Raw genomic sequence first — 21,246 nt, forward strand, 5'->3', positions numbered from 1 at the left:
CGGGGCGACCGGTCGCAATTATACGCTCGCTGGGGGGAGCGGAATGGCAGTGACTCGCCAGTCGTCGCCTACAGCGCGCATTTCAATGATCTTGAGTTGGGGGGCGTCGGCCAGTTTCTCAAGCGGCCAGTCCAGCAAGGGGCGGGCGGCGGAACCGAGGAATTTACCGGCGACGAAAATCACGTACTCGTCCACCAGGCCTTGCTGGGCAAACGCGCCGGCCAGGCTTGGCCCGGCTTCCACCAACACCTCGTTGACGCCACGGGCCGCCAGTGCCACCAGCGCCGAGCGCAGGTCGACCTGGCCGTCGACACCCGGTACCACCAGGCATTCGGGGCCACGGGGGAACTGGTGTTCCGCAGTCACACAGGTGATGACCAGGGCCGGCCCGGCCTTGAAGAACGGCGCGTTGAGCGGCACCCGCAGGCGGCCGTCGATCAGCACGCGCAACGGTGGGCGCGACATGGCCAGGGCGGTGGTTTGCGGATCCAGGCCCAGTTCGGCGGCACGCACGGTCAGGCGCGCGCCATCGGCCAGCACAGTATCGGCGCCGGTCAGCACCACACTGGCCTCGGCCCGCAGGCGCTGCACGGCGGCGCGGGCGGCGGGGCCGGTGATCCACTGGCTCTCGCCACTGGCCATCGCGGTGCGCCCGTCCAGGCTCATCGCCAGCTTGACCCGCACAAACGGCAGGCCATGCTCCATGCGCTTGAGGAAGCCGGGGTTCAGGGCGCGTGCCTGGCTTTCCAGTACGCCGCTGAGCACCTCGATGCCGGCCTGGGCCAGACGCTGCATGCCACGCCCTGCCACTTCCGGATTCGGATCCTGCATACCCGCGACCACCCGTGCCACGCCGGCAGTCACCAGCGCATCGGCGCAGGGCGGCGTATGGCCATAATGGCTGCACGGCTCGAGCGTCACATACACCGTGGCACCACGGGCTTTATCGCCTGCGGCGCGCAAGGCGTTGGGCTCGGCATGGGGTTCGCCGGTGCGTTCATGCCAGCCTTCACCGACAATCTGCCCGTCGCGCACAATCACGCAGCCGACCCGAGGGTTGGGATGGGTGGTGTACAGGCCCTTGCGCGCCAGTTCGAGGGCACGGGCCATGTAATGGGCGTCGAGCACGGCCTGTTCTGCAGAAGGAGGGTTCATTCTTTGACCGGCTCACGGGCCAGGCGGTCGATCTCTTCACGGAACTCATTGAGATCCTGGAAGCGTCGATACACCGAGGCGAAACGAATGTAGGCAACTTCGTCGAGCTTTTGCAGCTCGCCCATTACCAGTTCTCCAACCACCAGGCTCTTGACCTCGCGCTCACCGGTCGCCCGCAGCTTGTGCTTGATATGCGCCAGCGCCGCTTCCAGCCGCTCGACACTGACCGGGCGTTTTTCCAGGGCGCGCTGCATACCGGCGCGCAGTTTATCTTCGTCGAAGGGCTGGCGGCTGCCGTCGGACTTGATCAGACGGGGCAGTACCAGTTCGGCGGTTTCAAAGGTGGTGAAACGCTCACCGCAGGCCAGGCATTCGCGCCGGCGACGCACTTGGTCGCCCTCGGCGACCAGACGCGAGTCGATGACCTTGGTGTCGTTGGCACCGCAGAAGGGACAGTGCATGGTGGCAGGCAACAAAAAAAGGGAGGGCCATGGTAGCGCATCCCCGTGGCAAGACAAGCCATAGCCTTTACGGTATATAGGCTGACTATTATGTTTCTTATGTTCAGTTCACGGATTTTTGCCCTTTTTGGAGCCGTACATGCCGTTACGACCGCTGGTTTTACTCACAATGTTCAGTTTTCTGGTCGCCTGCAGCAGCGAAGCGCCAAAACCAGCCGCCCCGCAACCCACGCCGCAGCAAGAGAAAAAAATCCCCGGCCAGGAACCGCTGGGGCCATTGCCGGCCTACCAGCGTGAAGTGAGCGGCACCCTCACGGGTGTGCCCGCCGGCGCTGAAGTGGAGCTGGCACTGCTGGTGATCGACGCGCGCAGCCGCCCGCAACAACTGCTCGCCAGCAGCGTGCTGATCGGCAACAACAAACCATTGGCCTTCCGCCTGCGCTTCAACCCGCAAGCGTTTCCCGCCGGCGCCCGCGTTGAACTGCGTGGCCGCGCCAGCCAGTCCGGGCAGTTGATCCTGCACCTGCCGGCGGTGCGTATCGAGCAAGCTATCACCCAGACCACCGGGCCCCTGCAACTCGTGCGCGCCCCATGACGCCACCGCTGCACCTGCAACGGGCCTTGAGCGAACTGATCGGCGACGCGCAACTGCTGCCCTGCCCGTTGCCCGGCACCGACCTGTCGTTGTGGCTGCTGGACGCCGACAACATGGACCGCGCCTTCAGCCCCGAGGAAACCCGGCGCATCCTGCATGAGCCGCCCTACTGGAGCTTCTGCTGGGCCAGCGGCCTGGCATTGGCCCGCTACCTGGCCGCCAACCCCGAGTGGGTGGCGGGCAAGCGCGTCCTGGATTTTGGCGCCGGCTCCGGCGTGGCGGGAATTGCCGCAGTGAAAGCCGGCGCCCTGGAAGTGGTGGCCTGTGACCTGGACCCACTGGCGCTCGGCGCCTGCCGTGCGAATGCTGAACTCAATGGCGTGACCTTGGGCTATTCGGCGGACTTCTTTGCCGAAGCCGATCGTTTCGACCTGATCCTGGTGGCCGACGTGCTGTACGACCGGGCGAACCTGCCGCTGCTGGATCAATTCCTCACCCGCGGGCGCGAAGCGCTGGTCGCCGACTCGCGGGTACGGGATTTCCAGCATGCGGATTATCAGCGGCTGGGCATCCTCGAGGCGCTGACCCTGCCGGACCTGGCGGAGCCTTGGGAGTTTCGCAGGGTGAGTCTGTACCATTCACGACGCTAGGCCTCTCAGTTACAAATTTTCAGCAATAGAGTGGCTAAGACAGCGCCCGGCAGGACATGGAAAATAGCGTTCTCCCGCACGCGGCCTGGACGATCGACCTGCATGCATTTCCCCGTTTTTTCGCCGCTCAGCGCCCCTCCAAGGGCGTTGCAAAAACCTGGGCAGTTGCATAATCTGCTTGGCAATACACCCGCCATGCCTCTGGTTGCGCCAGCAACCAAGCACAAATTGTGCGGGTTTTTTATGCCTGCTGGTTTTCCAGCATGAGGGCGTTCGACAAACCAGCCCTTGATGTCCCGGCCCAGTTGGAGCTGCTCAAGTCTCGGGGCTTGATCATTGAAGATGAAACAGGCGCCCGGCGCTTCCTGCAATCGGTCAGTTTCTTTCGATTAAGCCCCTATATGCGGCCTTTCCAACAGTCGGAAGATATCGACCACCACTTCCATGCCGGCACCCATTTTCACCAGTTGGCACGACTCTACGATTTTGACCGTCGCCTGCGCCTATTGACCATGGATGCCATTGAGCGGGTCGAGATCGCCTCCCGTGCAGTCATCAGTAATCACATGGGCCCCACCTACGGCAGCCATTGGTACATCGACAGCCAGGCTTTTCACCCGACATTTGACCACCAGCGCCTGCTTGCAACGCTACACACCAGACAGTCTGTGGCGACCCGTGACTATGAACGCGAATGTTTGCGCGTCGACCGACTACACACAGACGACAATCGAAAAGACCATCTCAAGCGTCAAAGAGCCAAAGAAAGCTACGCGCGCCACTATCCAAATACCTATGACCACCCCTCTCTCATGCCGGGTTGGGCCATGCTGGAAGAGTTGACGCTGGGCGACCTCTCCCATCTCTACAAGGGCCTGGCCAAGGACGCGGATAAAAAAGCCGTTGCCAGGCGACTGGGGCTCCCCGCGCCACTGCTGCAGTCCTGGCTTCACACCTTGACCACTGTGCGAAACATGTGCGCCCATCACTCAAGAATGTGGAATCGGCAACTGGGTATTCGTCCTGAATTACCCAGGAAAGCCAACTTCCCGTGGCCAAACCATCTGCTCCAGCCAGGGCCCCATACCCGCATTTTTTCGACACTTTGCATGCTTAACCATTTGATGCATCAGATAAGCCCCCACACTCACTGGGACCAGCACCTTTATCACCTGATCAGCGACTTCCCCCACCTCAACCTAAAAGCGATGGGGTTCCCTCGTGACTGGTATCAGGACCCTTTTTGGCACGTATCTCGTGCTTGATCCTTGCGCTGCTTCCGATAGAGCCCGCCAGTCTTTATAGTTGCCCCATCCCACGCGTCATTGAGAACCTCCATGAGTGAGCCCACGCCGTACATTTTCGATGTCACCACCGCCACCTTCGACCAGGCTGTCATCGAAAATTCGTTCCACAAACCCGTGCTGGTGGATTTCTGGGCCGAGTGGTGTGCGCCGTGCAAGGCGTTGATGCCGCTGCTGGCGCAGATTGCCGAGAGTTATCAGGGCGAGTTGCTGCTGGCCAAGGTCGATTGCGAAGCCGAGCAGGATGTTGTCGCGCGCTTTGGCATTCGCAGCCTGCCGACCGTGGTGCTGTTCAAGGACGGCCAGCCGGTGGATGGGTTTGCCGGGGCGAAGCCGGAGTCTGAGATTCGCGCGCTGCTGGAGCCCCATGTGCAGATGCCGCCACCGGCTGAGGCGGACCCGCTGGAACAGGCCCAGGCGCTGTTTGCCGAAGGCCGCATCAGTGAGGCCGAGGCGGTGCTGGTGGCCTTGCTCGGTGAAGACAACACCAACGCCGCCGCGCTGATCCTCTACGCCCGCTGCCTGGCCGAACGCGGTGAACTGGGCGAGGCGCAGGCCGTGCTGGATGCGGTCAAGAGCGATGCTCACAAGGCCGCCCTCGCCGGCGCCAAGGCGCAGATCACGTTCCTGCGCCAGGCTGCCGACCTGCCGGATACCGCTGACCTCAAGGCCCGCCTGGCGCAAAACCCGCAGGACGATGAAGCGGCGTATCAACTGGCGGTGCAGCAATTGGCTCGCCAGCAATACGACGCGGCGCTGGAAGGCTTGCTCAAGTTGTTTATCCGCAACCGCAGCTACTACGAAGGCCTGCCGCACAAGACGCTGCTGCAAGTGTTCGAGTTGCTGGGCAACGACCACCCGCTGGTCACGGTGTATCGCCGCAAGTTGTTCGCCGCGCTGTACTAATCAGCGATCCAACTGTACTGCGGCGTATCCCCGCCGCTGGACACCTTCACCTTGGCGCTATGGCGTAGGCGCACCAACAGGCGCTTGCCCGCCGGGGCGCTGCCGGCCAGCCCTTCGAGGCGATCCGACAATTCCAACCCGCTGAGTTGCCCGGCCTCACGCAGCAGGTCCTGGGCGGCCTGCCACAGGCTCTCGTCCTGGTTGACCGGCGCCGGGGCAGCCGGTACTTCGCCCGTCACCGGCGTGGCCGTCTGCAGGTGCATGCCCAGCCGCGCCCAATCGCTGTCGTCCAGTTCCAGGGTCAAATCCACAGGCAGCTCGCCGATGGTTCCACGAATTCGCATCATTGCTCGTCCTCCAGCACTTTTCTGACGAGCATGCTCCCATGTGCCTTGCGCAACGCCAAGCAGGCGGTCAAACTCTCGACTCTTTTGTTATAAGATCACATAACAAAATCTTCATTCACGCCCTGGAGTCTCGCTATGCGCCGCCTGTTGCTCGCTTTGCCGTTTGCCCTGTTGCCACTGGCCGCCCAGGCCGCTGACGAACATAACCACGATCATGACCATGAACATGGCAGCCTGGACGCCCACGAGCACGGTGTCGGCCGCCTGAACGCGGTGCTGGACGGCAAGGCGCTGGAACTGGAGCTGGAAAGCCCGGCGATGAATCTGGTGGGCTTCGAGCACCTGGCCACCACCGACGCCGACAAAGCCAAGCTCGCCGCCGCCCGCAAGCAGTTGGAACAACCACTAGTGCTGTTCAGCCTGCCCAAGGCCGCCGGTTGCGTGGTCAGTAGCCAGGAGCTGGAAAGCCCGCTGTTTGGCGACAAGCCAGACGATGATCATGACCACGCCACTGATGGCAAAGGCGCGGCCGCCCATGACCATGACCATGACCATGACCATGATCACAGCGAAATCCACGCCCACTACCAGTTCACCTGCGCCAGCCCCGCGGCGCTGAAAAACCTCGATCTGGCGAACATCTTCAAGACCTTCCCCGCCACCCAGAAAATTCAGGTACAACTGATCGGCCCGAGCGGCCAGCAGGGTGTTGAAGCGACGCCTCAGGCCGCGACCCTGAAATTCTGACTCCACACGGTTGATGTAGGAGCGGGCTTGCCTGCGATGCAGACGACGCGGTGGATCAGTGACACCGCGTCGATACCATCGCAGGCAAGCCCGCCTCCACAGTTGACCGCGCTCTGCAGGTGATACTGAGTTCCCATGACCCAAGCACTGATCGAACTGTCCGACCTGGGCTTTAACTGGCCCGGTCACCCCCAGTTGCTGGACATCCCGGCATTTCGCCTGGAGCCAGGGGAAACCCTGTTTCTGAAAGGCCCCAGCGGCAGTGGCAAAACCACCTTGCTCGGCCTGCTGGGTGGAGTGCAGATTCCCAGTCGCGGCAGCATTCGCCTGCTGGGCCAGGAGTTGACCAAACTGTCGGCCGGCGCCCGCGATCGGTTTCGGGTCGACCACACCGGCTATATCTTCCAGCAGTTCAACCTGCTGCCGTTTCTCTCAGTCCGCGAGAACGTCGAACTGCCCTGCCATTTCTCCAAGCTACGCGCACAGCGGGCGATCCAGCGCCACGGCAGTGTCGACCAGGCCGCCGCTACCTTGCTCGCACACCTGGGCCTCAAGGACCCTGATTTGCTTGGGCGACGCGCCGATGCGCTGTCGATCGGCCAGCAACAACGGGTGGCCGCCGCCCGGGCATTGATCGGCCAGCCGGAACTGGTGATCGCCGACGAACCGACCTCGGCCCTGGACCACGACGCCCGGGAAGCCTTCCTTCAATTGTTGTTCGCCGAATGCCGCGAAGCGGGCGCCAGCCTGTTGTTCGTCAGCCATGACCAGAGCCTGGCTTCGCTGTTTGACCGCAACCTGTCGTTGGCCGAGCTTAATCGCGCCGCCACGCCGCTCGAGGTTTGAGATGTATTTGTTCCGTCTAGCCATGGCCAGCCTGGCAAACCGCCGCTTTACCGCGATCCTGACGGCATTCGCCATCGCCCTGTCGGTGTGCCTGCTGTTGGCGGTAGAGCGTGTGCGTACCGAGGCCCGCGCCAGCTTTGCCAGCACCATCAGCGGCACCGACCTGATCGTCGGCGCCCGCTCCGGCTCGGTCAACCTGCTGCTGTATTCGGTGTTTCGCATTGGCAACGCGACTAACAACATCCGCTGGGACAGCTTCGAGCACTTTGCCGCCAGCCCGCAGGTGAAATGGGCGATCCCCATGTCCCTGGGCGACTCCCATCGCGGTTACCGGGTGATGGGCACCACCCAAGCCTACTTCGAACACTACCAGTACGGCCGCAAACAAAACCTGCAACTGGCCAGTGGCCGCGCGTTTGATACCGACCCGTTTGAAGTGGTGCTCGGCGCCGAAGTGGCCGACGCCCTGCATTACAAGCTCGGCGACAAGCTGGTACTGGCCCACGGCGTGGCAGTGGTCAGCCTGGTCAAGCACGATGACAAACCCTTCACCGTGGTCGGTATCCTGCAACGCACCGGCACCCCGGTGGACCGCACGCTGCACATTAGCCTGGGCGGCATGGAAGCGATCCATATCGACTGGCACAACGGCGTGCCCGCCCAGGGCAAAGGCCGGATCAGTGCCGACCAGGCGCGCAATATGGACCTCACGCCGCAAGCCATTACCGCGTTTATGCTGGGTTTGAATAACAAGATCTCGACCTTTGCCCTGCAACGGCAGATCAACGAATTTCGCGGCGAGCCGATGCTGGCGATCCTCCCCGGCGTGGCCTTGCAAGAGTTGTGGAGCATGATGGGCACCGCAGAAAAGGCGCTGTTCGTGATCTCGCTGTTTGTGGTGCTGACCGGATTGATCGGCATGCTCACCGCGATCCTCACCAGCCTCAATGAGCGCCGTCGGGAAATGGCGATCCTGCGCTCGGTGGGCGCACGGCCGTGGCACATTGCGAGCCTGCTGATTTTCGAGGCCTTCGCCCTGGCGCTGGCCGGGGTGGTCGCGGGGGTTGGCCTGCTGTATGTGTGCATCGCCGCGTCCCGTGGCTATTTGCAGGCCAATTACGGCCTGGATCTGCCGCTCGCGCTGCCCAGCCCGTATGAATGGACGCTGCTCGCCGGTATTCTGGTCGCCGCCCTGCTAATGGGCAGCGTGCCGGCCTGGCGCGCCTATCGCCAATCGTTGGCCGATGGTCTGTCGATCCGTTTCTAAGGAAGGCTTTGATGCGCCGTGCCCTGCTTGCGCTGTTACTGATGGTGGCCCTGCCCGCCTGGGCCGAGGCGCCCCGAGACTTGTCATGGCAAGAAATGATTCCGCCGGATGCCCCGGTGGAGGTGCCGAACATGACACCGCTGCACAACCTGTCGAACATGGCCGACGCCCTGGCGGCGGAAGCTGCGCCAGCGGCCAAACAGGATTTGCCCAACGCGCCGGTGGTAGCCACCCTCAACGGCCAGCATATCCGCCTGCCGGGCTACATCGTGCCGCTGGAGGTCAGCGAGGAAGGCCGCACCACTGAGTTTCTGCTGGTGCCGTACTTCGGCGCCTGCATCCACGTGCCGCCCCCGCCGTCGAACCAGATCGTGCATGTGCGCAGTGAGATTGGTGTGAAGCTGGAGGAGTTGTACCAGCCGTATTGGATCGAAGGCCAGATGCAGGTCAAGCCGTCTACCAGCGAACTGGCGGATGCTGGCTATCAGATGGACGCCGAGAAGATCTACATCTACGAGTTGCCGAACTAAACCCCGCCCGCAATAACACCGCAATCCCAATGTGGGCGCGGTGTATTTGGCTGATCGCCGTTTCATTGAGCTGAGTCAAAGGCCCGGCCGCAACGATCTTTACCATTGGACACAGCCAACTAAAAACGTCCTTTGGAGCCACTCATGCACAAGTCACTGCTCAGCGCTTCCCTCTTCGCGCTTGCACTCGCCGCCCCTATCGCCCACGCCCACGAGGCTGGCGACATCCTCGTTCGCGCCGGTGCTATCACCGTTAACCCAAAGGCCGACAGCGGCAGCGTCAAGGTTGACCAGGGCCCATTGGCCGGCACCAACCTGGGTGGCAAGGCGACCATGAGCAGCGACACGCAGTTGGGTCTGAACTTCGCCTACATGCTGACCAACCACGTCGGTATCGAGCTGCTGGCCGCCACCCCGTTCGAGCATGATGTGAAGATCAAGAACACCGCCCTCGGCGCCGCCAACGGCAAGCTCGGCACCCTCAAGCACCTGCCGCCAACCCTGAGCGTGGTGTACTACCCGCTGGACAGCAAGTCGCCGTTCCAGCCTTACATCGGTGCCGGTATCAACTACACCTGGATCTATGACGAACACGTCGGCAGCCGCGCCCAGGGCGAAGGTTTCAGCAACTTCAAGGCCGAGAACTCCTGGGGCTGGGCCGCACAGGTCGGCATGGACTACATGATCAACGACAAGTGGATGATCAACGGTCAGGTGCGTTACATCGACATCAGCACCAAGGCCACCGTCGACAACAACGCCCTGGCGGCGGGCACTCGTGCCAAGGTCAATGTGGACGTGGATCCGATGGTCTACATGGTCGGTATCGGCTACAAGTTCTAAACCCGACGTAACAAACGCCACACAACAATGTGGGAGCAGGCTTGTATGGGAGCTGGCTTGCCTGCGATAGCATCACCTCAATGTCTTTGATAGACCGGGGTGTCTGCATCGCAGGCAAGCCAGCTCCTACACAAGCCGGGCTCCCACATTTTTTTGTGTTCAGTCAGCTAGTGATGCCGGTAGAAGCGATCGAGCAACGCCGGCAGTCCCGCACGCCACGCCCGTGGCTTGATGCCGAATGTATGCAGGATCTTCTTGCAGGCCAGCACCGCATGTTGCGGCTCGTCGGCGGCATCCGGCCGCGCGGCATGGGCTTGGGCCGTCGGCGCTTCGACCGCCAGCGCATGGAAGTTACGCGCTTCGCTGAGGATCGCCTGGCCAAGGGCCACAGGCGTGGTCGCCTCTTGCCCCGCATAGTGGTAGGTGCCCCACAACGGTGCCGCACAATCGAGTTGCTTGAGCACCGAGATGATCACCCGCGCCGCATCGTCCACCGGCGTCGGGTTGCCCCGTCGATCGTCGGCCAGCAACAATTCCTCGGTTTTCTCGGCACGCGCCAGGAAACGTCCCAGCGTGCCGTCGACGCTGTCATCGAGCAACCAGCCAAAACGCAGCAGCACATGCTGCGGGCAGGTAGCGCGCACACTCTGCTCAATGCGCCATAGCGCCTGGCCACGCAGGCCCAGGGGCACCGGCTCGTCTTTTTCGCTGTAGGCGGTGGCGCGCGAGCCATCAAACACCCGGTAGCTGGACGGTTGCAGCAGCGTGATGCTGTGGTGCTGGCACAACTCCGCCAGGCGCTCGACGGCGGATTCCTGCCCGGCCAGGCGAACCTCGTTCACGCTCTCGGCCTGGAACCAGTCGAAATAGTAGGCGAGGTTGATCAAGGCATCGGGACGGGTGTCGTCGAGCAACTGGGTAAGGCTGGCGGCATCCCAGCCGTCTTGGGGCGGGCGCGGGGCGAGGAAACCGATATCTTCCTCCGCACCGAGGCGAATCAGCGCTTGCCCGAGAGCATTCCCGCCGCCCAGTAACATAAGGCGCATTCGCATAGATTGAGCAGGCCCGGTCTGTTTGGAACGATGGCTAGTATCGACAGGCGGTGACGCCATGCCGTAGGTGTTTGCCAGAATCGTTGCATTTTGCGGGTTTGTAGCGCAACCGTCACTTACTAAGTGGCTTTGGGCAGCGCGCCCTCCTCCTCAATCTGCGCCACACGCTGCGGCAAAAGCACCGGCTGTGGATAAGTTTGCGCGAAGTGTACTGCGGGGCAGTTATCCACAAGCTTTTTCAGACGCTGGTTGAAAGCGCGACTGACCGCGTACTGCCCACCAGACACCGCACGGAACTGCGCCGTCAGGACCACGCCATTGAGGTCCATCTTATCGACCCCAAACACTTCCAGCGGGCCTTGCAGGTTGTACTTGAGGAACACATCGTCGCGAATCGACTGCCCGGCTTCGCGGATCAACGCCACGGCCCCGTCCCCGTCGGGGTCATAGGTGAACTGCACCGAATGCAAAAAGCCCTTGCCGTCGCGCAGGTGCAGGGTGCGGATGGTCAGGCCATGGATGTGCCGTTTGTAGGACCGTCGAAACTTTCCTTCGAACACCACAGTCAGCCATTAACGAACGGAGGCCACTGCCCCGCCAACCCACGGGAGCCACCATGGCTGTGATTCCAGAATGGGTGCCTGTCACGCCCAGCGCTGCCATCACCCGCTTCAAGGTGCTGACGGTCAATACTCACAAGGGCTTCACTGCCCTCAATCGACGCTTCATCCTGCCGGAATTGCGCGAGGCGGTGCGCGGCGTGGCTGCCGATGTGGTGTTCCTGCAGGAGGTGCATGGCACCCATGAGCACCACCCGCGCCGCTACAGCAACTGGCCGAGCATGCCGCAGTACGAGTTTCTCGCCGACAGTATCTGGCCGCAGTTCGCCTACGGGCGCAACGCGGTGTACCCCCATGGCGACCACGGCAATGCATTGCTGTCGAAATTCCAGATCATTCGCTATGACAACCTCGACATCTCCCAGAGCGGTCACGAAAGCCGCGGGCTGTTGCATTGTGTGTTGCGCCTGCCCGGCACCGGCCGGGAGGTGCATGCCATTTGCGTGCACCTGGGGCTGCGCGAGATTCACCGCCAACAGCAGCTGAAACTGCTGGCGCAGCGGGTCGCCGAGATCCCCGGCGAAGCACCGTTGATCGTCGCCGGCGACTTCAATGACTGGCGCCAGCAGGCCGACCTGAGCCACAGCGGCCTGCAGGAAGTGTTCGTGCAAGCCCACGGCAAACCGGCCCGTACGTTTCCGGCGCGCCTGCCACTGCTGGCACTGGACCGCATTTATGTGCGCAACCTCAAGGTCCATCAGCCGCAAGTGCTGACAACTCGCCCCTGGTCGCACCTGTCGGATCACGCGCCGCTGTCGGTGGAGATTGAATTATGAACGGCGCCGTGGAACACATCGCCACCGATCAGCCACCAGATGACACCAGGGCCAGGGATCTGGACTACGCCTGGCAGCCCGGCAACCAGGTGGAGTTGCTGGAAAACGGTGAGGCGTACTTCCCCAAGGTGTTCGAGGCCCTGCGCCAGGCCCGCCAGGAAATCCTCCTGGAGACCTTTATTCTGTTCGAGGACAAGGTCGGTCATGAACTGCACGGGATTCTGATCGAGGCCGCGCAGCGCGGGGTGAAGGTGGTGGTCAGCCTTGATGGCTTTGGCTGTGGCGAACTGAGCCCGGGGTTTCTCGGCGAACTGGCCCAGGCCGGGGTCACGGTGCAGATGTTTGACCCGGCGCCCAAGACCCTGGGGGTTCGCACCAACTGGTTTCGCCGCTTGCATCGCAAGATCGTGGTGGTAGATGCCACGGTGGGGTTTATCGGCGGGATCAATTTTTCCGCCGACCACCTGGCGGACTTCGGGCCCGAGGCCAAGCAGGATTATGCGGTGCAGGTGATCGGGCCGGCTGTGGCCGACTTGCATCACTTTGCCCTGGCACAAAGCGGGCGCCCGGTGCGTACGCGGCGTGGCTGGCGACGTCAGCAACGGCCTGCCTGGGCTACAGAGGAAGGTGATGGCCTGGTACGCCTGATCTACCGCGACAACCTGCAACACCGCTCCGATATCGAAGAAGCCTACCTGCACGCCCTGCGCCACGCCCGCCAGCGCGTGGTGATCGCCAATGCCTATTTCTTTCCCGGCTATCGTCTGCTGCGCGAACTGCGCAATGCCGCGCGGCGTGGGGTGCGGGTGCAACTGATCATGCAGGGCCAGCCCGATGTGCTGCTGGCCAAGCTGGCGGCTCGCATGCTCTACGACTACCTGCTCAAGGAAGGCGTGGTGATCCACGAATATTGCCAGCGCCCGTTGCACGGCAAGGTAGCCCTGGTGGACGAAGCCTGGAGCACCGTGGGCTCGAGCAACCTCGACCCGTTGAGCCTGTCGTTGAACCTGGAAGCCAACGTGCTGATTCATGACCGGGGGTTCAATCAACAGTTGTTCGAGCGCCTGGAAGACTTGAGCCGCAACCACTGCAAGACCATGCCGGAAAACCGTACCCCACGCGGCTGGTTATGGCGGGTGACCGTGGGGTTTGTGGTGTTCCATGTGCTGCGGCATTTCCCGGCCTGGACCGGCTGGTTGCCTGCCCATAAACCGCGCTTGAAACCCTTTGTCCATGACCGGAGCCAGGACCATGAGCCAAGCCCACACGGCTGATGCCAGCCCCCGCGGTTTCAAGCGCTGGAAGAAACCGCTGACCATCGCGTTCTTTCTGCTGCTGATCGTGCTCTTCACCCTGCTCGCCCGGCGTATCGACTGGAGCGAGGTGTTCGACACCCTCGGCGACTTCAAGCTGCGCACCTTGTGGATCGCCGCCGGGCTGACCTTGTGCAGTTTCCTGGTGTATGCGTGCTTTGACCTGATCGGCCGCACCTACATCCGCCAACCCTTGCGCTGGAAGCAGATCCTGCCGGTGGGCATCATCAGCTATGCGTTCAACCTCAACCTCAGCGCCTGGGTCGGCGGGATTGCCATGCGCTATCGGCTGTATTCGCGGCTGGGGGTGAGCAACGGCAATATCGCCAAAATCCTCGGCTTGAGCCTGGCCACCAATTGGTTTGGCTATATGGCCCTGGCCGGCGTGGTGTTCAGCAGCGGCCTGGTGACGATGCCACCGGGCTGGAAGCTCAGTAGCGGCGCGCTGCAAGGGGTTGGCGTGTTGCTGATCGTTGCGAGCCTCGGCTATCTGGCTGCGTGTCAGTTCTCGAAGAAGCGCGCCTGGTCAATTCGCGGGATCGAGATCAACCTGCCGTCGCTGCGCATGGCGTGTCTGCAACTGGCGCTCGGCGCGTTGAACTGGTCGCTGATGGCGGCCGTGATTTTCACCTTGCTGCCGGCGAAGCTGGACTACCCGCTGGTGCTGGGGGTGTTGCTGATCAGCGCGATCGCCGGGGTGCTGACGCATATTCCGGCCGGCCTTGGCGTGCTGGAAGCGGTGTTTATCGCGCTGCTGCAACATGAAGCGTCACGGGGCAGCCTGCTCGCCGGATTGATTGCCTACCGGGCGATCTATTTTATTTTGCCGCTGCTGGTAGCGCTGCTGATGTACCTCACGGTGGAGGCGAAGGCCAAGGCCTTGCGGGTGAAGAAAACACCCGCGTGAAACCCGTCATCAGGATTGGATGATGCTCAAGCGCTCGCCCACCACCATCTCGGTGATCCAGTCCACCAGGATCGAGGTGTAGGCCTGCTGGGACACCGGGTCGCTCAAGGAGTGATCGCCACCGTCGATGATCCGGTGGGTCAGCGAATGGGTCTGCTGGCATGCAGCCCGGTAGCTCATGATGGTAGCGTGGGGCACATGGTCATCGGTTTCCGATTCGACAATCAACACATCACCGGTAAACGCCGCACAGGCGTGCAATGCGCGATTGCTCTGGGCGTGTACCAGGGTGCTGCGGTAATCCATCAAGTCGACTTTATCCAGGTCGCGCTTGGGCGTGTGCCATTCCTGGTCGCGGTACAGCGCCGGTACCCGCAGCGCCAGCCAGCGCACCGGGCGCAATGACGTGAGGATCGCCGCCAGGTAGCCGCCATAACTGGTGCCCACCACCGCTACCGCCGAGGTGTCGATGGCCGGGTGCGCCAGCAATCGATCATAGGCCGCCAGCAAGTCCCGCAGGTTGTCTTCGCGGGTGACCCGCGACAAGGGGATGCCGTTGCCCGCGTGCCCGCGCAGATCAAAGGTCAGGCACACGCAGCCCAGGCCGGCGATACCTTTGGCCCGTTCCAGGTCCCGTTCCTGGCTACCGCCCCAGCCATGCACAAACAACACACCCGGCACTTTTGATTTGGGGCTGAGGAAGGTCCCGCTCATCTGTTCGTCGTCGATATCAATGGTGATGGTTTCGCTTCTAGCCGTCATAAGGTTGGACCGTTACGTACTTGAGAAGAAAGTCGCCGTGCTCTGCCGGGCCGCGATAGATCTCGATCGCATGGGCGGGCAGTGGCTGGTCGATATAGGTTTCGACGGACGACACACGAATCGCGCGCAGGCCGGGATCATTGATAAAACTCTGCAGCGCCGCGACCTCGGCGCTACTGGCACCGCCCATGCGCCAGGACTGCTCCAGCACCCCGCTGCGGCGCGTGCCTTGGCTGTCCAGGCCCTGGGCGATATCGTAATTGCGCCGCGAGGCATAAAACCCAGGATAGGCTTCATCGGCGGCGTTATCGAACACTTGTGCCTGCTCGATGGCCAGGCGCACATCATTGTCCAGCGCCAGGGCCAGCAACGCTTCGTAGTACCCCGGCACCACCAGCAGGTTGGAGCCGCCATAGACCGCTTCGCCCTGCCCGTCCTGGGTCAGGTATTGCTCGCCGCAGTAACTGAATACACGACCGCCAATAAAGCTCTGGCCGACACTGTGGGTGACGACCTCCTGTAAATCCTGCTCCAGTACTACGCCTTGAGTGAACAGCTCTGGCATGTCCGGGCGGGCGAGGATCAGCTCCAATTGCTTGAGGCTTTCGATCACCTCCTGACCACGACCGGCACAGGCATGCACCGGCTTCAGGCGAATCGGCCCACTGTCCAGCAACTGTGTGGCGGCGATGCGGGCATCCTCCATGGCAAACACGCTCAAGCCATCGAGGACCACCCCGCGTACCCGCTCGGCAAACAGCGGCGACCAGCCCTCGGGGGCCACTGCATCAGGGGCGTGCAGGCCATGGGTGATGGCTTTGGTGCAGATAAAATCGTGGTCCACATAACCGCCCCACAAGTCCTCCGGCCCCTTCACGCCCAGGCTCAGTGCCTGGGCCGCGCCTATCAGGGTCTGGGTTGGCAGCAGGTAAAGATCGGCGGGGGCATGCAGGTCGGCGCTGTAGCTGGCGCCGTAGTCGAGCCCGAGGATCTGCGCCAGCCAACGGGCCAGGGCGCGGTTGGTTTCCACTTCGTGCAACGGTGCATCGGGCCGGACCGAGTGCGCCACCACGGCTTTTTTGCGGTTGGTCGGGGTCATGCGTCCCCCTTGGGCAAGGCTTGCAGGTGTGTAGTGCAAGGGTTGCAGGGATCAGGCCAAGGCGCAGTCGGGGCAAAGGGTTGGCGGATCAAGTGGTTAGGGGGCAAGCAGTAGCATTTGGCCTGCATCATTCTGCACGACGGGCCGAGCAAGGTCCGGCGTTCTGCACGATCCAGGGCGCTGGGGCGATTAAAAATATGGGCTTGTCCGCGATAGCGGTCTATCAGTGAGTACCGCTCTGACTGGTCCACCGCTATCGCGGGCTAGCCCTAATGCCAGTCAGTTAAACGCAGATCCCCTGTGGGAGCGGGCTTGCTCGCGAAAGCGGTGGGTCAGTCAACATCAATGTTGGCTGGGCCGACGTCTTCGCGGCGATGCGGCGATCCGACAAGCCCGCTCTCACATTTGATCCTCACTGCTTTGAGCATTGCGTTCGCTTAACTGATCGGCATTAGGGCAAGCCCGCTCGCACATAGGGGGTTGGCGTGTTCGGGATTCAGGTCGGGGCCCTGACGCCGAATCGGTTACGGTAATCACTGGGCGCAAGGCCGGTGATTTTTTTGAAGATCCCGCGAAAGGCGCTGGGGTCCTGATAGCCCACAGTCCAGGCAATCTGATCAATGGTGGTAGTGGTGAACTCCAGCATCTGTCGCGCCTTGCCCACCCGCAGGTGCTGACAGTACTCGGTGGGTTTCAGGCCGGTGGCAGTGCGAAACCGGCGCAGGAAGGTGCGCTCTTCCAGCCCGGCAGCCTGGGCCATCGCCGCGAGGGAGACATCCACCGCGCCACTGGCCTGTAACGCGTGCTGGACCTTGAGAATGGCCGCGTCGCCATGGCCGAGGATCGGCGCAAAATTGCTGCCGCACTGGCTGGCGCTGTCACTGTGCTCAATGACCAGAAAGCGCGCGGTGTCGGCGGCGATGCTCGGACCCATGAGGCGGTCGACCAGGCGCAGGCCCAGCTCGGACCAGGCCATCAGCCCGGCAGTGGTAATCAGGTCGCCATCATCGACGATAGGCTTGTCGGCCTCCAGGCGCACCGCAGGAAAACGACTGGCGAAGGCGCTGGAAGAAGACCAGTGGGCAGTGGCGCTACGCCCATCGAGCAAGCCGCTGCGCGCCAGCATGATCGAACCGATGCACACACCTCCCAGCACGGTGCCTGCCGCATGTTGCTGGCGCAGCCAGTGCAACAGCGCGGGCGGCGCCTGTTCTTCGCAAAACTCGCCAATCGACGGCGGCACCAGCACAGCCATCAACGGTTGATCGGGACCCGTCTGGCTGTCAAATGCCCGAACAGGCGTACCCTCGGCATTGACCTGCCAGTGGCTGACACGCAGCAAGGGTAGCTGCTGGCTCTGATGCTCGGCGGCGATACGATTGGCGACGCCGAACAGGTCGGTCAAACCGTGTACTGCCGCCATCTGCGCGCCACGGTAGATCAGCACGCCGAGCTCGACGATCGCGCGTTCCACAGCCATTGTCAGTTTTCCCCCTGTTATTGTCGGTAGAGCCAATCCCCGCGCCATGCGCCAGCTACGATACTGGGCGCATCAACCCCTCACGAGAAAACACACATGGCCAAGCAAGCACTTATCCTAATTGATATCCAGAACGACTACTTCCCCCAAGGCAAGTGGCCATTAGCCGGTGTGGAAGCGGCGGCCGACAAGGCGCAACAAGTGCTCCACGCATTTCGTCAGGCCGGCGATGCAGTGATCCACGTGCGCCATGAGTTCACCTCGGCAGATGCGCCCTTCTTCACCCCAGGCTCTGAAGGCGCCCATATACATGCCAAGGTGCAGAACGAAAACGACGAGCCGGTGGTGCTCAAGCACTTCGTAAACGCTTTTCGCCAAACCAACCTGCGCGAATTACTCGAACGACACAGCATCACCGACCTGGTGGTCGTCGGCAGCATGAGCCACATGTGCATCGACGCCGTGGTTCGCGCAGCGGCGGACTATGGCTACAACGTGACGGTGATCCACGACGCCTGTGCTACCCGCGATCAGGAATTCAATGGCAAGACCGTTCCGGCGGCGCAGGTGCATGATGCCTACATGGCGTCACTGGCCTTTGCCTACGCCAGCGTGGTGTCGGCGGACGAGTTCCTGAAGGCCTGACTGTCAGCGTGTCGCGAGGACGAACAGCCGTGGAAATGGCAGCAACACCGTGCCATCGGCCAGGGCCGGGTAAGCCTCGCGGATACGCGCCAGATAGACGTCGAGAAAAGCACCTTGCTCGGCCTCATCCAGCGGCGCCAGAAATGGCCGCAGGCCCGTGCCCTTGAACCATTCCACCACCGCCTCATGGCCGCTCAGCGGATGGTAATAGGTGGTGTGCCATACATCGACGGTGCTGCAATGCTTGTTCAGCATCTCGTAGTAATCACGTGCCCCGTGGCGCTCGTTGTGCTTGACCGCACCGATCTTGTCCGCCCACGGCCCTTGCGCTGCCACTTCACGGGCCAGGCGGTGGGCGGGCTCGTTGAGGTTGTCCGGGGTTTGCACCGCCAGCGTCCCGCCCGGCGTCAATTGCGCCACCAGGTGCGGATAGAGGGTGGCGTGGTCCGGTACCCACTGCAGCGAGGCGTTGGCGAGGATCACATCAAACTGTCGCGCAGGCTTCCAGGCGCCGATATCGGCCAATTCAAAGTTGAGTGCCGGCAACCGCTCACGGGCGCTGACCAGCATGTCCTGCGAGCTGTCCAAGCCAGTAATCGTCGCCTGGGGGAAACGCTGGGCCAACACCTCGGTGGAGTTGCCGGGGCCACACCCCAGGTCGACTGCAGTTCGTACGTCGCCTGCGGGAATGGCGGCGACCAGATCCCGGACGGGACGGGTGCGCTGTTGTTCAAACATCGAATACTGCTGGGCAGACCAGGTCATCGGGGCTTCCTTCTTGGGTAAGGGAGTGCGCTACAGCCTAAATCTTGTGACGCTTAGGGACAAATGCCAGAGCCGGGGAGTTTCCCTACCTAAAAACAAGAAACCCCCGAGGCAAATGCCAGCGGGGGTTCCTGGTGTTACGGGATAGTCCGGGCCAAGGTGGCCTTAGAACGGAATATCGTCATCAAAACTGTCGAAGTCAGCGGCTGGCTGTGGTGCCGCCTGCTGTGGCGCTGGACGCGACTCACGCTGTGGCTGCTGGCTTGGCTGCGGACGGGACTGCTGTGGACGCGGTGCCGAGTTGGACATGCCGCCCTGGCCCTGTTGGTCGCCCTGTGGACGGCCGCCCAGCAATTGCATGGTGCCTTGCATGTCGACCACGATTTCTGTGGTGTAACGCTTGATGCCGTCTTTTTCCCACTCGCGGGTCTGCAGTTTGCCTTCGATGTAGACCTGCGAACCCTTGCGCAGGTATTCACCGGCGATCTCTGCAACCTTGCCGAACATCGACACACGGTGCCATTCGGTTTTCTCGACCTTCTGGCCGGTCTGCTTGTCGGTCCACTGTTCGCTGGTCGCCAGACTCAGGTTGGTCACGGCGTTACCGTTAGGCAAGTAGCGAACTTCGGGATCCTGGCCGCATGTACCGACCAATATGACTTTGTTAACCCCACGGGCCATAACGTTCTCCTAGGCTGGGCGCGCTGTCGGCACTGGGTTGACCAGTTGCTCGAGCGTCGCGCGATCCAATAGTTCGGTGTCCAATTTGATGTAAATGGCCGCTTCTTCCGCGACCACGACTGCATCTGTTACCCCTACGACGGCCTTCAGGCGTTCTACCAGACCGCTTTCACGGATCGCCTCGGGCGATAGCGGCAAACGCAGACTTGTGACGTAGGGAGGTTCGCGCATGGTAACAGCAAAGACCAGCCAAAGTGCAGCCAGCCCGGCGCATCCGAGGAACACAACCGACAAACCGCCATGCTGGAACATCCAGCCGCCCATGATGCCGCCCAGCGCCGAACCGAGGAACTGGCTGGTGGAATACACCCCCATTGCCGTGCCTTTGCCGCCTGCCGGTGACACTTTACTGATCAGCGAAGGCAGTGACGCCTCCAGCAGGTTGAACGCGGTGAAAAACACCACCGTGCCGATTACCAGTGCCCGTAGGCTGTCGCCGAACTGCCAGAAGAATAGTTCAGTGAGCATCAATGTCGCGACGGCGCCGAGCAAAACTCGTTTCATTTTGCGTTTCTTCTCGCCATAGATGATGAACGGGATCATGGCGAAGAACGAAATCAGCAATGCGGTCAGGTACACCCACCAGTGCTCCTCCTTGGGCAACCCGGCCTTTTCCACCAGCGCCAGGGGCAAGGCGACGAAGCTGCACATCAACATCGCGTGCAATACGAAGATACCTAAATCCAGGCGCAGCAGATCCGGGTGCTTGAGGGTCGGTAGCAGCGCCTGCTTCGCCACGCCCGATTCACGGTGCTGCAGCGGCCCGGTGGAGCGCGGCACCATAAAGGCCACGATCACGATACCCAACAGGGCCATGCCGCCAGTGGCCAGGAACAGGCCGTGCAAGCCAAAGGCGCGGGTCAGCAAGGGGCCCACCACCATGGCCACGGCAAACGACAGGCCGATGGTCATGCCGATCATGGCCATGGCCTTGGTGCGATGTTGTTCGCGGGTCAGGTCCGACAGCAGCGCCATCACCGCCGCAGAAATCGCCCCGGCGCCCTGCAGGATACGTCCGGCGATCACGCCCCAGATCGAATCGGCATTGGCCGCCAGCACACTGCCCAGGGCAAAGATGATCAGCCCCAGGTAGATCACCGGTCGGCGGCCAATGCGGTCGGAAATGATCCCGAACGGAATCTGGAAAATCGCCTGGGTCAGGCCATAGGCGCCAATCGCCAGGCCGATCAGGGCCGGGGTCGCGCCTGCGAGGTCCATGCCATAGGTCGCCAGTACCGGCAACACCATAAACATGCCCAGCATACGGAAGGCGAACACCAGGGCCAGACCGCTTGCTGCTCGGGTCTCGCCGCTACTCATGCGTTCGCTGTGGGGATCGTGCATGGAAAAACCTCGTGTGAACCGGCGGCGATTCTACCAGTCCCATCGTTTGAGAGGGTATATGCGGCGCTTTGCCGCGCAGCTTTCATGTAAG

The 21,246-nt window shown here is 62.2% G+C and carries 23 protein-coding genes and 1 pseudogene; 13 read left to right on the forward strand and 11 right to left on the reverse strand.

Annotated elements, in window-relative coordinates; translation table 11 throughout:
* Positions 1 to 18: 18 nt before the first annotated feature.
* Together ribD and nrdR are read right to left on the reverse strand one after the other, a co-directional pair.
* Positions 19 to 1,155 carry a bifunctional diaminohydroxyphosphoribosylaminopyrimidine deaminase/5-amino-6-(5-phosphoribosylamino)uracil reductase RibD gene (ribD, locus tag HU773_RS24880; RefSeq protein ID WP_128593460.1) on the reverse strand — a complete coding sequence of 379 codons (1,137 nt, stop codon included), beginning with the start codon at positions 1,153 to 1,155 and terminating at the stop codon, positions 19 to 21.
* Complete coding sequence (nrdR, locus tag HU773_RS24885) at positions 1,152 to 1,616, reverse strand: transcriptional regulator NrdR (protein WP_057439031.1); 465 nt, start codon at positions 1,614 to 1,616, stop codon at positions 1,152 to 1,154. The genes ribD and nrdR overlap by 4 nt, the downstream gene beginning before the upstream one ends.
* A 139-nt stretch (positions 1,617 to 1,755) precedes the next feature.
* Here nrdR and HU773_RS24890 point away from each other — a divergent pair, with 139 nt between their 5' ends.
* From HU773_RS24890 to trxA, 4 genes are all read left to right on the forward strand, one after another.
* On the forward strand, positions 1,756 to 2,211 hold the full coding sequence (locus HU773_RS24890; protein ID WP_057960746.1) for a YbaY family lipoprotein: 456 nt from the start codon (positions 1,756 to 1,758) through the stop codon (positions 2,209 to 2,211).
* On the forward strand, positions 2,208 to 2,861 hold the full coding sequence (locus HU773_RS24895; protein ID WP_057960747.1) for a class I SAM-dependent methyltransferase: 654 nt from the start codon (positions 2,208 to 2,210) through the stop codon (positions 2,859 to 2,861). The genes HU773_RS24890 and HU773_RS24895 overlap by 4 nt, the downstream gene beginning before the upstream one ends.
* A 263-nt stretch (positions 2,862 to 3,124) precedes the next feature.
* A complete protein-coding gene (locus HU773_RS24900) occupies positions 3,125 to 4,126 on the forward strand; it encodes an Abi family protein (protein ID WP_057960748.1) in 1,002 nt (333 codons plus the stop codon).
* A gap of 72 nt (positions 4,127 to 4,198) precedes the next feature.
* Entirely contained in the window at positions 4,199 to 5,071 is an 873-nt protein-coding gene (trxA, locus tag HU773_RS24905) for a thioredoxin (protein ID WP_186625001.1), read from the forward strand.
* Here the strand turns inward: trxA and HU773_RS24910 are convergent.
* A complete protein-coding gene (locus HU773_RS24910; RefSeq protein WP_115129107.1) occupies positions 5,068 to 5,418 on the reverse strand; it encodes a hypothetical protein in 351 nt (116 codons plus the stop codon). The genes trxA and HU773_RS24910 overlap by 4 nt on opposite strands.
* A gap of 135 nt (positions 5,419 to 5,553) precedes the next feature.
* On the opposite strand from HU773_RS24910, the gene HU773_RS24915 reads away from it, so the two are divergent.
* The 5 genes from HU773_RS24915 (at position 5,554) to HU773_RS24935 (ending at position 9,651) form a co-directional block, all read left to right on the forward strand.
* Complete coding sequence (locus HU773_RS24915; protein WP_170059319.1) at positions 5,554 to 6,165, forward strand: DUF2796 domain-containing protein; 612 nt, start codon at positions 5,554 to 5,556, stop codon at positions 6,163 to 6,165.
* Positions 6,166 to 6,300: 135 nt separating this feature from the next.
* On the forward strand, positions 6,301 to 7,011 hold the full coding sequence (locus HU773_RS24920) for an ABC transporter ATP-binding protein (RefSeq protein ID WP_057960752.1): 711 nt from the start codon (positions 6,301 to 6,303) through the stop codon (positions 7,009 to 7,011).
* 1 nt (position 7,012) lies between these two features.
* Positions 7,013 to 8,278, forward strand: a complete 1,266-nt coding sequence (locus HU773_RS24925; RefSeq protein ID WP_186625000.1) for an ABC transporter permease — start codon at positions 7,013 to 7,015, stop codon at positions 8,276 to 8,278.
* Between the two features lie 11 nt (positions 8,279 to 8,289).
* The gene (locus tag HU773_RS24930; RefSeq protein WP_057438962.1) at positions 8,290 to 8,808 is read left to right on the forward strand and encodes a DUF3299 domain-containing protein; all 519 of its coding nucleotides are present in this window, start codon (positions 8,290 to 8,292) and stop codon (positions 8,806 to 8,808) included.
* Between the two features lie 144 nt (positions 8,809 to 8,952).
* Positions 8,953 to 9,651: an OmpW/AlkL family protein gene (locus tag HU773_RS24935; RefSeq protein ID WP_057960754.1), complete on the forward strand. Its 699-nt coding sequence runs from the start codon at positions 8,953 to 8,955 to the stop codon at positions 9,649 to 9,651.
* A gap of 167 nt (positions 9,652 to 9,818) precedes the next feature.
* On the opposite strand, the gene HU773_RS24940 is transcribed toward HU773_RS24935, so the two are convergent.
* Positions 9,819 to 10,703, reverse strand: coding sequence for a sugar nucleotide-binding protein (locus HU773_RS24940; RefSeq protein ID WP_081044312.1), 885 nt, complete (start codon positions 10,701 to 10,703; stop codon positions 9,819 to 9,821).
* 119 nt (positions 10,704 to 10,822) lie between these two features.
* A pseudogene (locus HU773_RS24945) lies at positions 10,823 to 11,224 on the reverse strand (mechanosensitive ion channel protein); the annotation flags it as partial.
* A 95-nt stretch (positions 11,225 to 11,319) separates the two neighbouring features.
* Between HU773_RS24945 and HU773_RS24950 the strand changes: the two are divergent.
* Genes HU773_RS24950 through HU773_RS24960 form a run of 3 tightly spaced genes read left to right on the forward strand, consistent with a single transcriptional unit; the run spans position 11,320 to position 14,319 of the window.
* A complete protein-coding gene (locus HU773_RS24950) occupies positions 11,320 to 12,099 on the forward strand; it encodes an endonuclease/exonuclease/phosphatase family protein (RefSeq protein ID WP_057960756.1) in 780 nt (259 codons plus the stop codon).
* The gene (gene clsB, locus HU773_RS24955) at positions 12,096 to 13,373 is read left to right on the forward strand and encodes a cardiolipin synthase ClsB (RefSeq protein WP_169989766.1); all 1,278 of its coding nucleotides are present in this window, start codon (positions 12,096 to 12,098) and stop codon (positions 13,371 to 13,373) included. Before HU773_RS24950 ends, clsB begins: the two co-directional genes overlap by 4 nt.
* Positions 13,351 to 14,319, forward strand: coding sequence for a lysylphosphatidylglycerol synthase domain-containing protein (locus HU773_RS24960; RefSeq protein ID WP_057960757.1), 969 nt, complete (start codon positions 13,351 to 13,353; stop codon positions 14,317 to 14,319). Before clsB ends, HU773_RS24960 begins: the two co-directional genes overlap by 23 nt.
* Positions 14,320 to 14,328: 9 nt before the next feature.
* Here HU773_RS24960 and HU773_RS24965 read toward each other — a convergent pair whose 3' ends face one another.
* The 3 genes from HU773_RS24965 to HU773_RS24975 all read right to left on the reverse strand — a co-directional run bounded on the left by HU773_RS24965 (position 14,329) and on the right by HU773_RS24975 (position 17,660).
* Complete coding sequence (locus tag HU773_RS24965) at positions 14,329 to 15,081, reverse strand: alpha/beta hydrolase family protein (RefSeq protein ID WP_057960758.1); 753 nt, start codon at positions 15,079 to 15,081, stop codon at positions 14,329 to 14,331.
* Positions 15,071 to 16,180, reverse strand: coding sequence for a DUF3182 family protein (locus HU773_RS24970; RefSeq protein WP_186624999.1), 1,110 nt, complete (start codon positions 16,178 to 16,180; stop codon positions 15,071 to 15,073). Before HU773_RS24970 ends, HU773_RS24965 begins: the two co-directional genes overlap by 11 nt.
* A 496-nt stretch (positions 16,181 to 16,676) precedes the next feature.
* Positions 16,677 to 17,660 carry a GlxA family transcriptional regulator gene (locus tag HU773_RS24975; protein ID WP_170059316.1) on the reverse strand — a complete coding sequence of 328 codons (984 nt, stop codon included), beginning with the start codon at positions 17,658 to 17,660 and terminating at the stop codon, positions 16,677 to 16,679.
* A 96-nt stretch (positions 17,661 to 17,756) separates the two neighbouring features.
* Between HU773_RS24975 and HU773_RS24980 the strand changes: the two genes are divergently transcribed.
* Positions 17,757 to 18,305, forward strand: coding sequence for a cysteine hydrolase family protein (locus tag HU773_RS24980; protein WP_057960761.1), 549 nt, complete (start codon positions 17,757 to 17,759; stop codon positions 18,303 to 18,305).
* A 3-nt stretch (positions 18,306 to 18,308) separates the two neighbouring features.
* Here the strand turns inward: HU773_RS24980 and tam are convergent, their stop codons facing one another.
* The 3 genes from tam to HU773_RS24995 all read right to left on the reverse strand — a co-directional run bounded on the left by tam (position 18,309) and on the right by HU773_RS24995 (position 21,155).
* Positions 18,309 to 19,070, reverse strand: a complete 762-nt coding sequence (tam, locus tag HU773_RS24985; protein ID WP_057960762.1) for a trans-aconitate 2-methyltransferase — start codon at positions 19,068 to 19,070, stop codon at positions 18,309 to 18,311.
* A 165-nt stretch (positions 19,071 to 19,235) separates the two neighbouring features.
* On the reverse strand, positions 19,236 to 19,751 hold the full coding sequence (locus HU773_RS24990) for a single-stranded DNA-binding protein (protein WP_017849542.1): 516 nt from the start codon (positions 19,749 to 19,751) through the stop codon (positions 19,236 to 19,238).
* Positions 19,752 to 19,760: 9 nt separating this feature from the next.
* Positions 19,761 to 21,155, reverse strand: coding sequence for an MFS transporter (locus HU773_RS24995; protein WP_057960763.1), 1,395 nt, complete (start codon positions 21,153 to 21,155; stop codon positions 19,761 to 19,763).
* Positions 21,156 to 21,246 lie beyond the last annotated feature (91 nt).

Source organism: Pseudomonas shahriarae (assembly GCF_014268455.2).
GTDB classification, from domain to species: domain Bacteria; phylum Pseudomonadota; class Gammaproteobacteria; order Pseudomonadales; family Pseudomonadaceae; genus Aquipseudomonas; species Aquipseudomonas shahriarae.

Bases quoted from the DNA above. Each gene is read 5' to 3' on its own strand.
- HU773_RS24970 (WP_186624999.1), bottom strand. From the start codon at position 16,180: ATGACCCCGACCAACCGCAAAAAAGCCGTGGTGGCGCACTCGGTCCGG.
- HU773_RS24930 (WP_057438962.1), top strand. From the start codon at position 8,290: ATGCGCCGTGCCCTGCTTGCGCTGTTACTGATGGTGGCCCTGCCCGCC.
- HU773_RS24935 (WP_057960754.1), top strand. From the start codon at position 8,953: ATGCACAAGTCACTGCTCAGCGCTTCCCTCTTCGCGCTTGCACTCGCC.
- ribD (WP_128593460.1), bottom strand. From the start codon at position 1,155: ATGAACCCTCCTTCTGCAGAACAGGCCGTGCTCGACGCCCATTACATG.
- HU773_RS24940 (WP_081044312.1), bottom strand. From the start codon at position 10,703: ATGCGAATGCGCCTTATGTTACTGGGCGGCGGGAATGCTCTCGGGCAA.
- nrdR (WP_057439031.1), bottom strand. From the start codon at position 1,616: ATGCACTGTCCCTTCTGCGGTGCCAACGACACCAAGGTCATCGACTCG.
- HU773_RS24920 (WP_057960752.1), top strand. From the start codon at position 6,301: ATGACCCAAGCACTGATCGAACTGTCCGACCTGGGCTTTAACTGGCCC.
- HU773_RS24960 (WP_057960757.1), top strand. From the start codon at position 13,351: ATGAGCCAAGCCCACACGGCTGATGCCAGCCCCCGCGGTTTCAAGCGC.
- HU773_RS24990 (WP_017849542.1), bottom strand. From the start codon at position 19,751: ATGGCCCGTGGGGTTAACAAAGTCATATTGGTCGGTACATGCGGCCAG.
- HU773_RS24995 (WP_057960763.1), bottom strand. From the start codon at position 21,155: ATGCACGATCCCCACAGCGAACGCATGAGTAGCGGCGAGACCCGAGCA.
- HU773_RS24950 (WP_057960756.1), top strand. From the start codon at position 11,320: ATGGCTGTGATTCCAGAATGGGTGCCTGTCACGCCCAGCGCTGCCATC.
- HU773_RS24895 (WP_057960747.1), top strand. From the start codon at position 2,208: ATGACGCCACCGCTGCACCTGCAACGGGCCTTGAGCGAACTGATCGGC.
- clsB (WP_169989766.1), top strand. From the start codon at position 12,096: ATGAACGGCGCCGTGGAACACATCGCCACCGATCAGCCACCAGATGAC.
- HU773_RS24975 (WP_170059316.1), bottom strand. From the start codon at position 17,660: ATGGCTGTGGAACGCGCGATCGTCGAGCTCGGCGTGCTGATCTACCGT.
- HU773_RS24890 (WP_057960746.1), top strand. From the start codon at position 1,756: ATGCCGTTACGACCGCTGGTTTTACTCACAATGTTCAGTTTTCTGGTC.
- HU773_RS24980 (WP_057960761.1), top strand. From the start codon at position 17,757: ATGGCCAAGCAAGCACTTATCCTAATTGATATCCAGAACGACTACTTC.
- tam (WP_057960762.1), bottom strand. From the start codon at position 19,070: ATGACCTGGTCTGCCCAGCAGTATTCGATGTTTGAACAACAGCGCACC.
- HU773_RS24915 (WP_170059319.1), top strand. From the start codon at position 5,554: ATGCGCCGCCTGTTGCTCGCTTTGCCGTTTGCCCTGTTGCCACTGGCC.
- HU773_RS24910 (WP_115129107.1), bottom strand. From the start codon at position 5,418: ATGATGCGAATTCGTGGAACCATCGGCGAGCTGCCTGTGGATTTGACC.
- trxA (WP_186625001.1), top strand. From the start codon at position 4,199: ATGAGTGAGCCCACGCCGTACATTTTCGATGTCACCACCGCCACCTTC.
- HU773_RS24925 (WP_186625000.1), top strand. From the start codon at position 7,013: ATGTATTTGTTCCGTCTAGCCATGGCCAGCCTGGCAAACCGCCGCTTT.
- HU773_RS24965 (WP_057960758.1), bottom strand. From the start codon at position 15,081: ATGACGGCTAGAAGCGAAACCATCACCATTGATATCGACGACGAACAG.
- HU773_RS24900 (WP_057960748.1), top strand. From the start codon at position 3,125: ATGAGGGCGTTCGACAAACCAGCCCTTGATGTCCCGGCCCAGTTGGAG.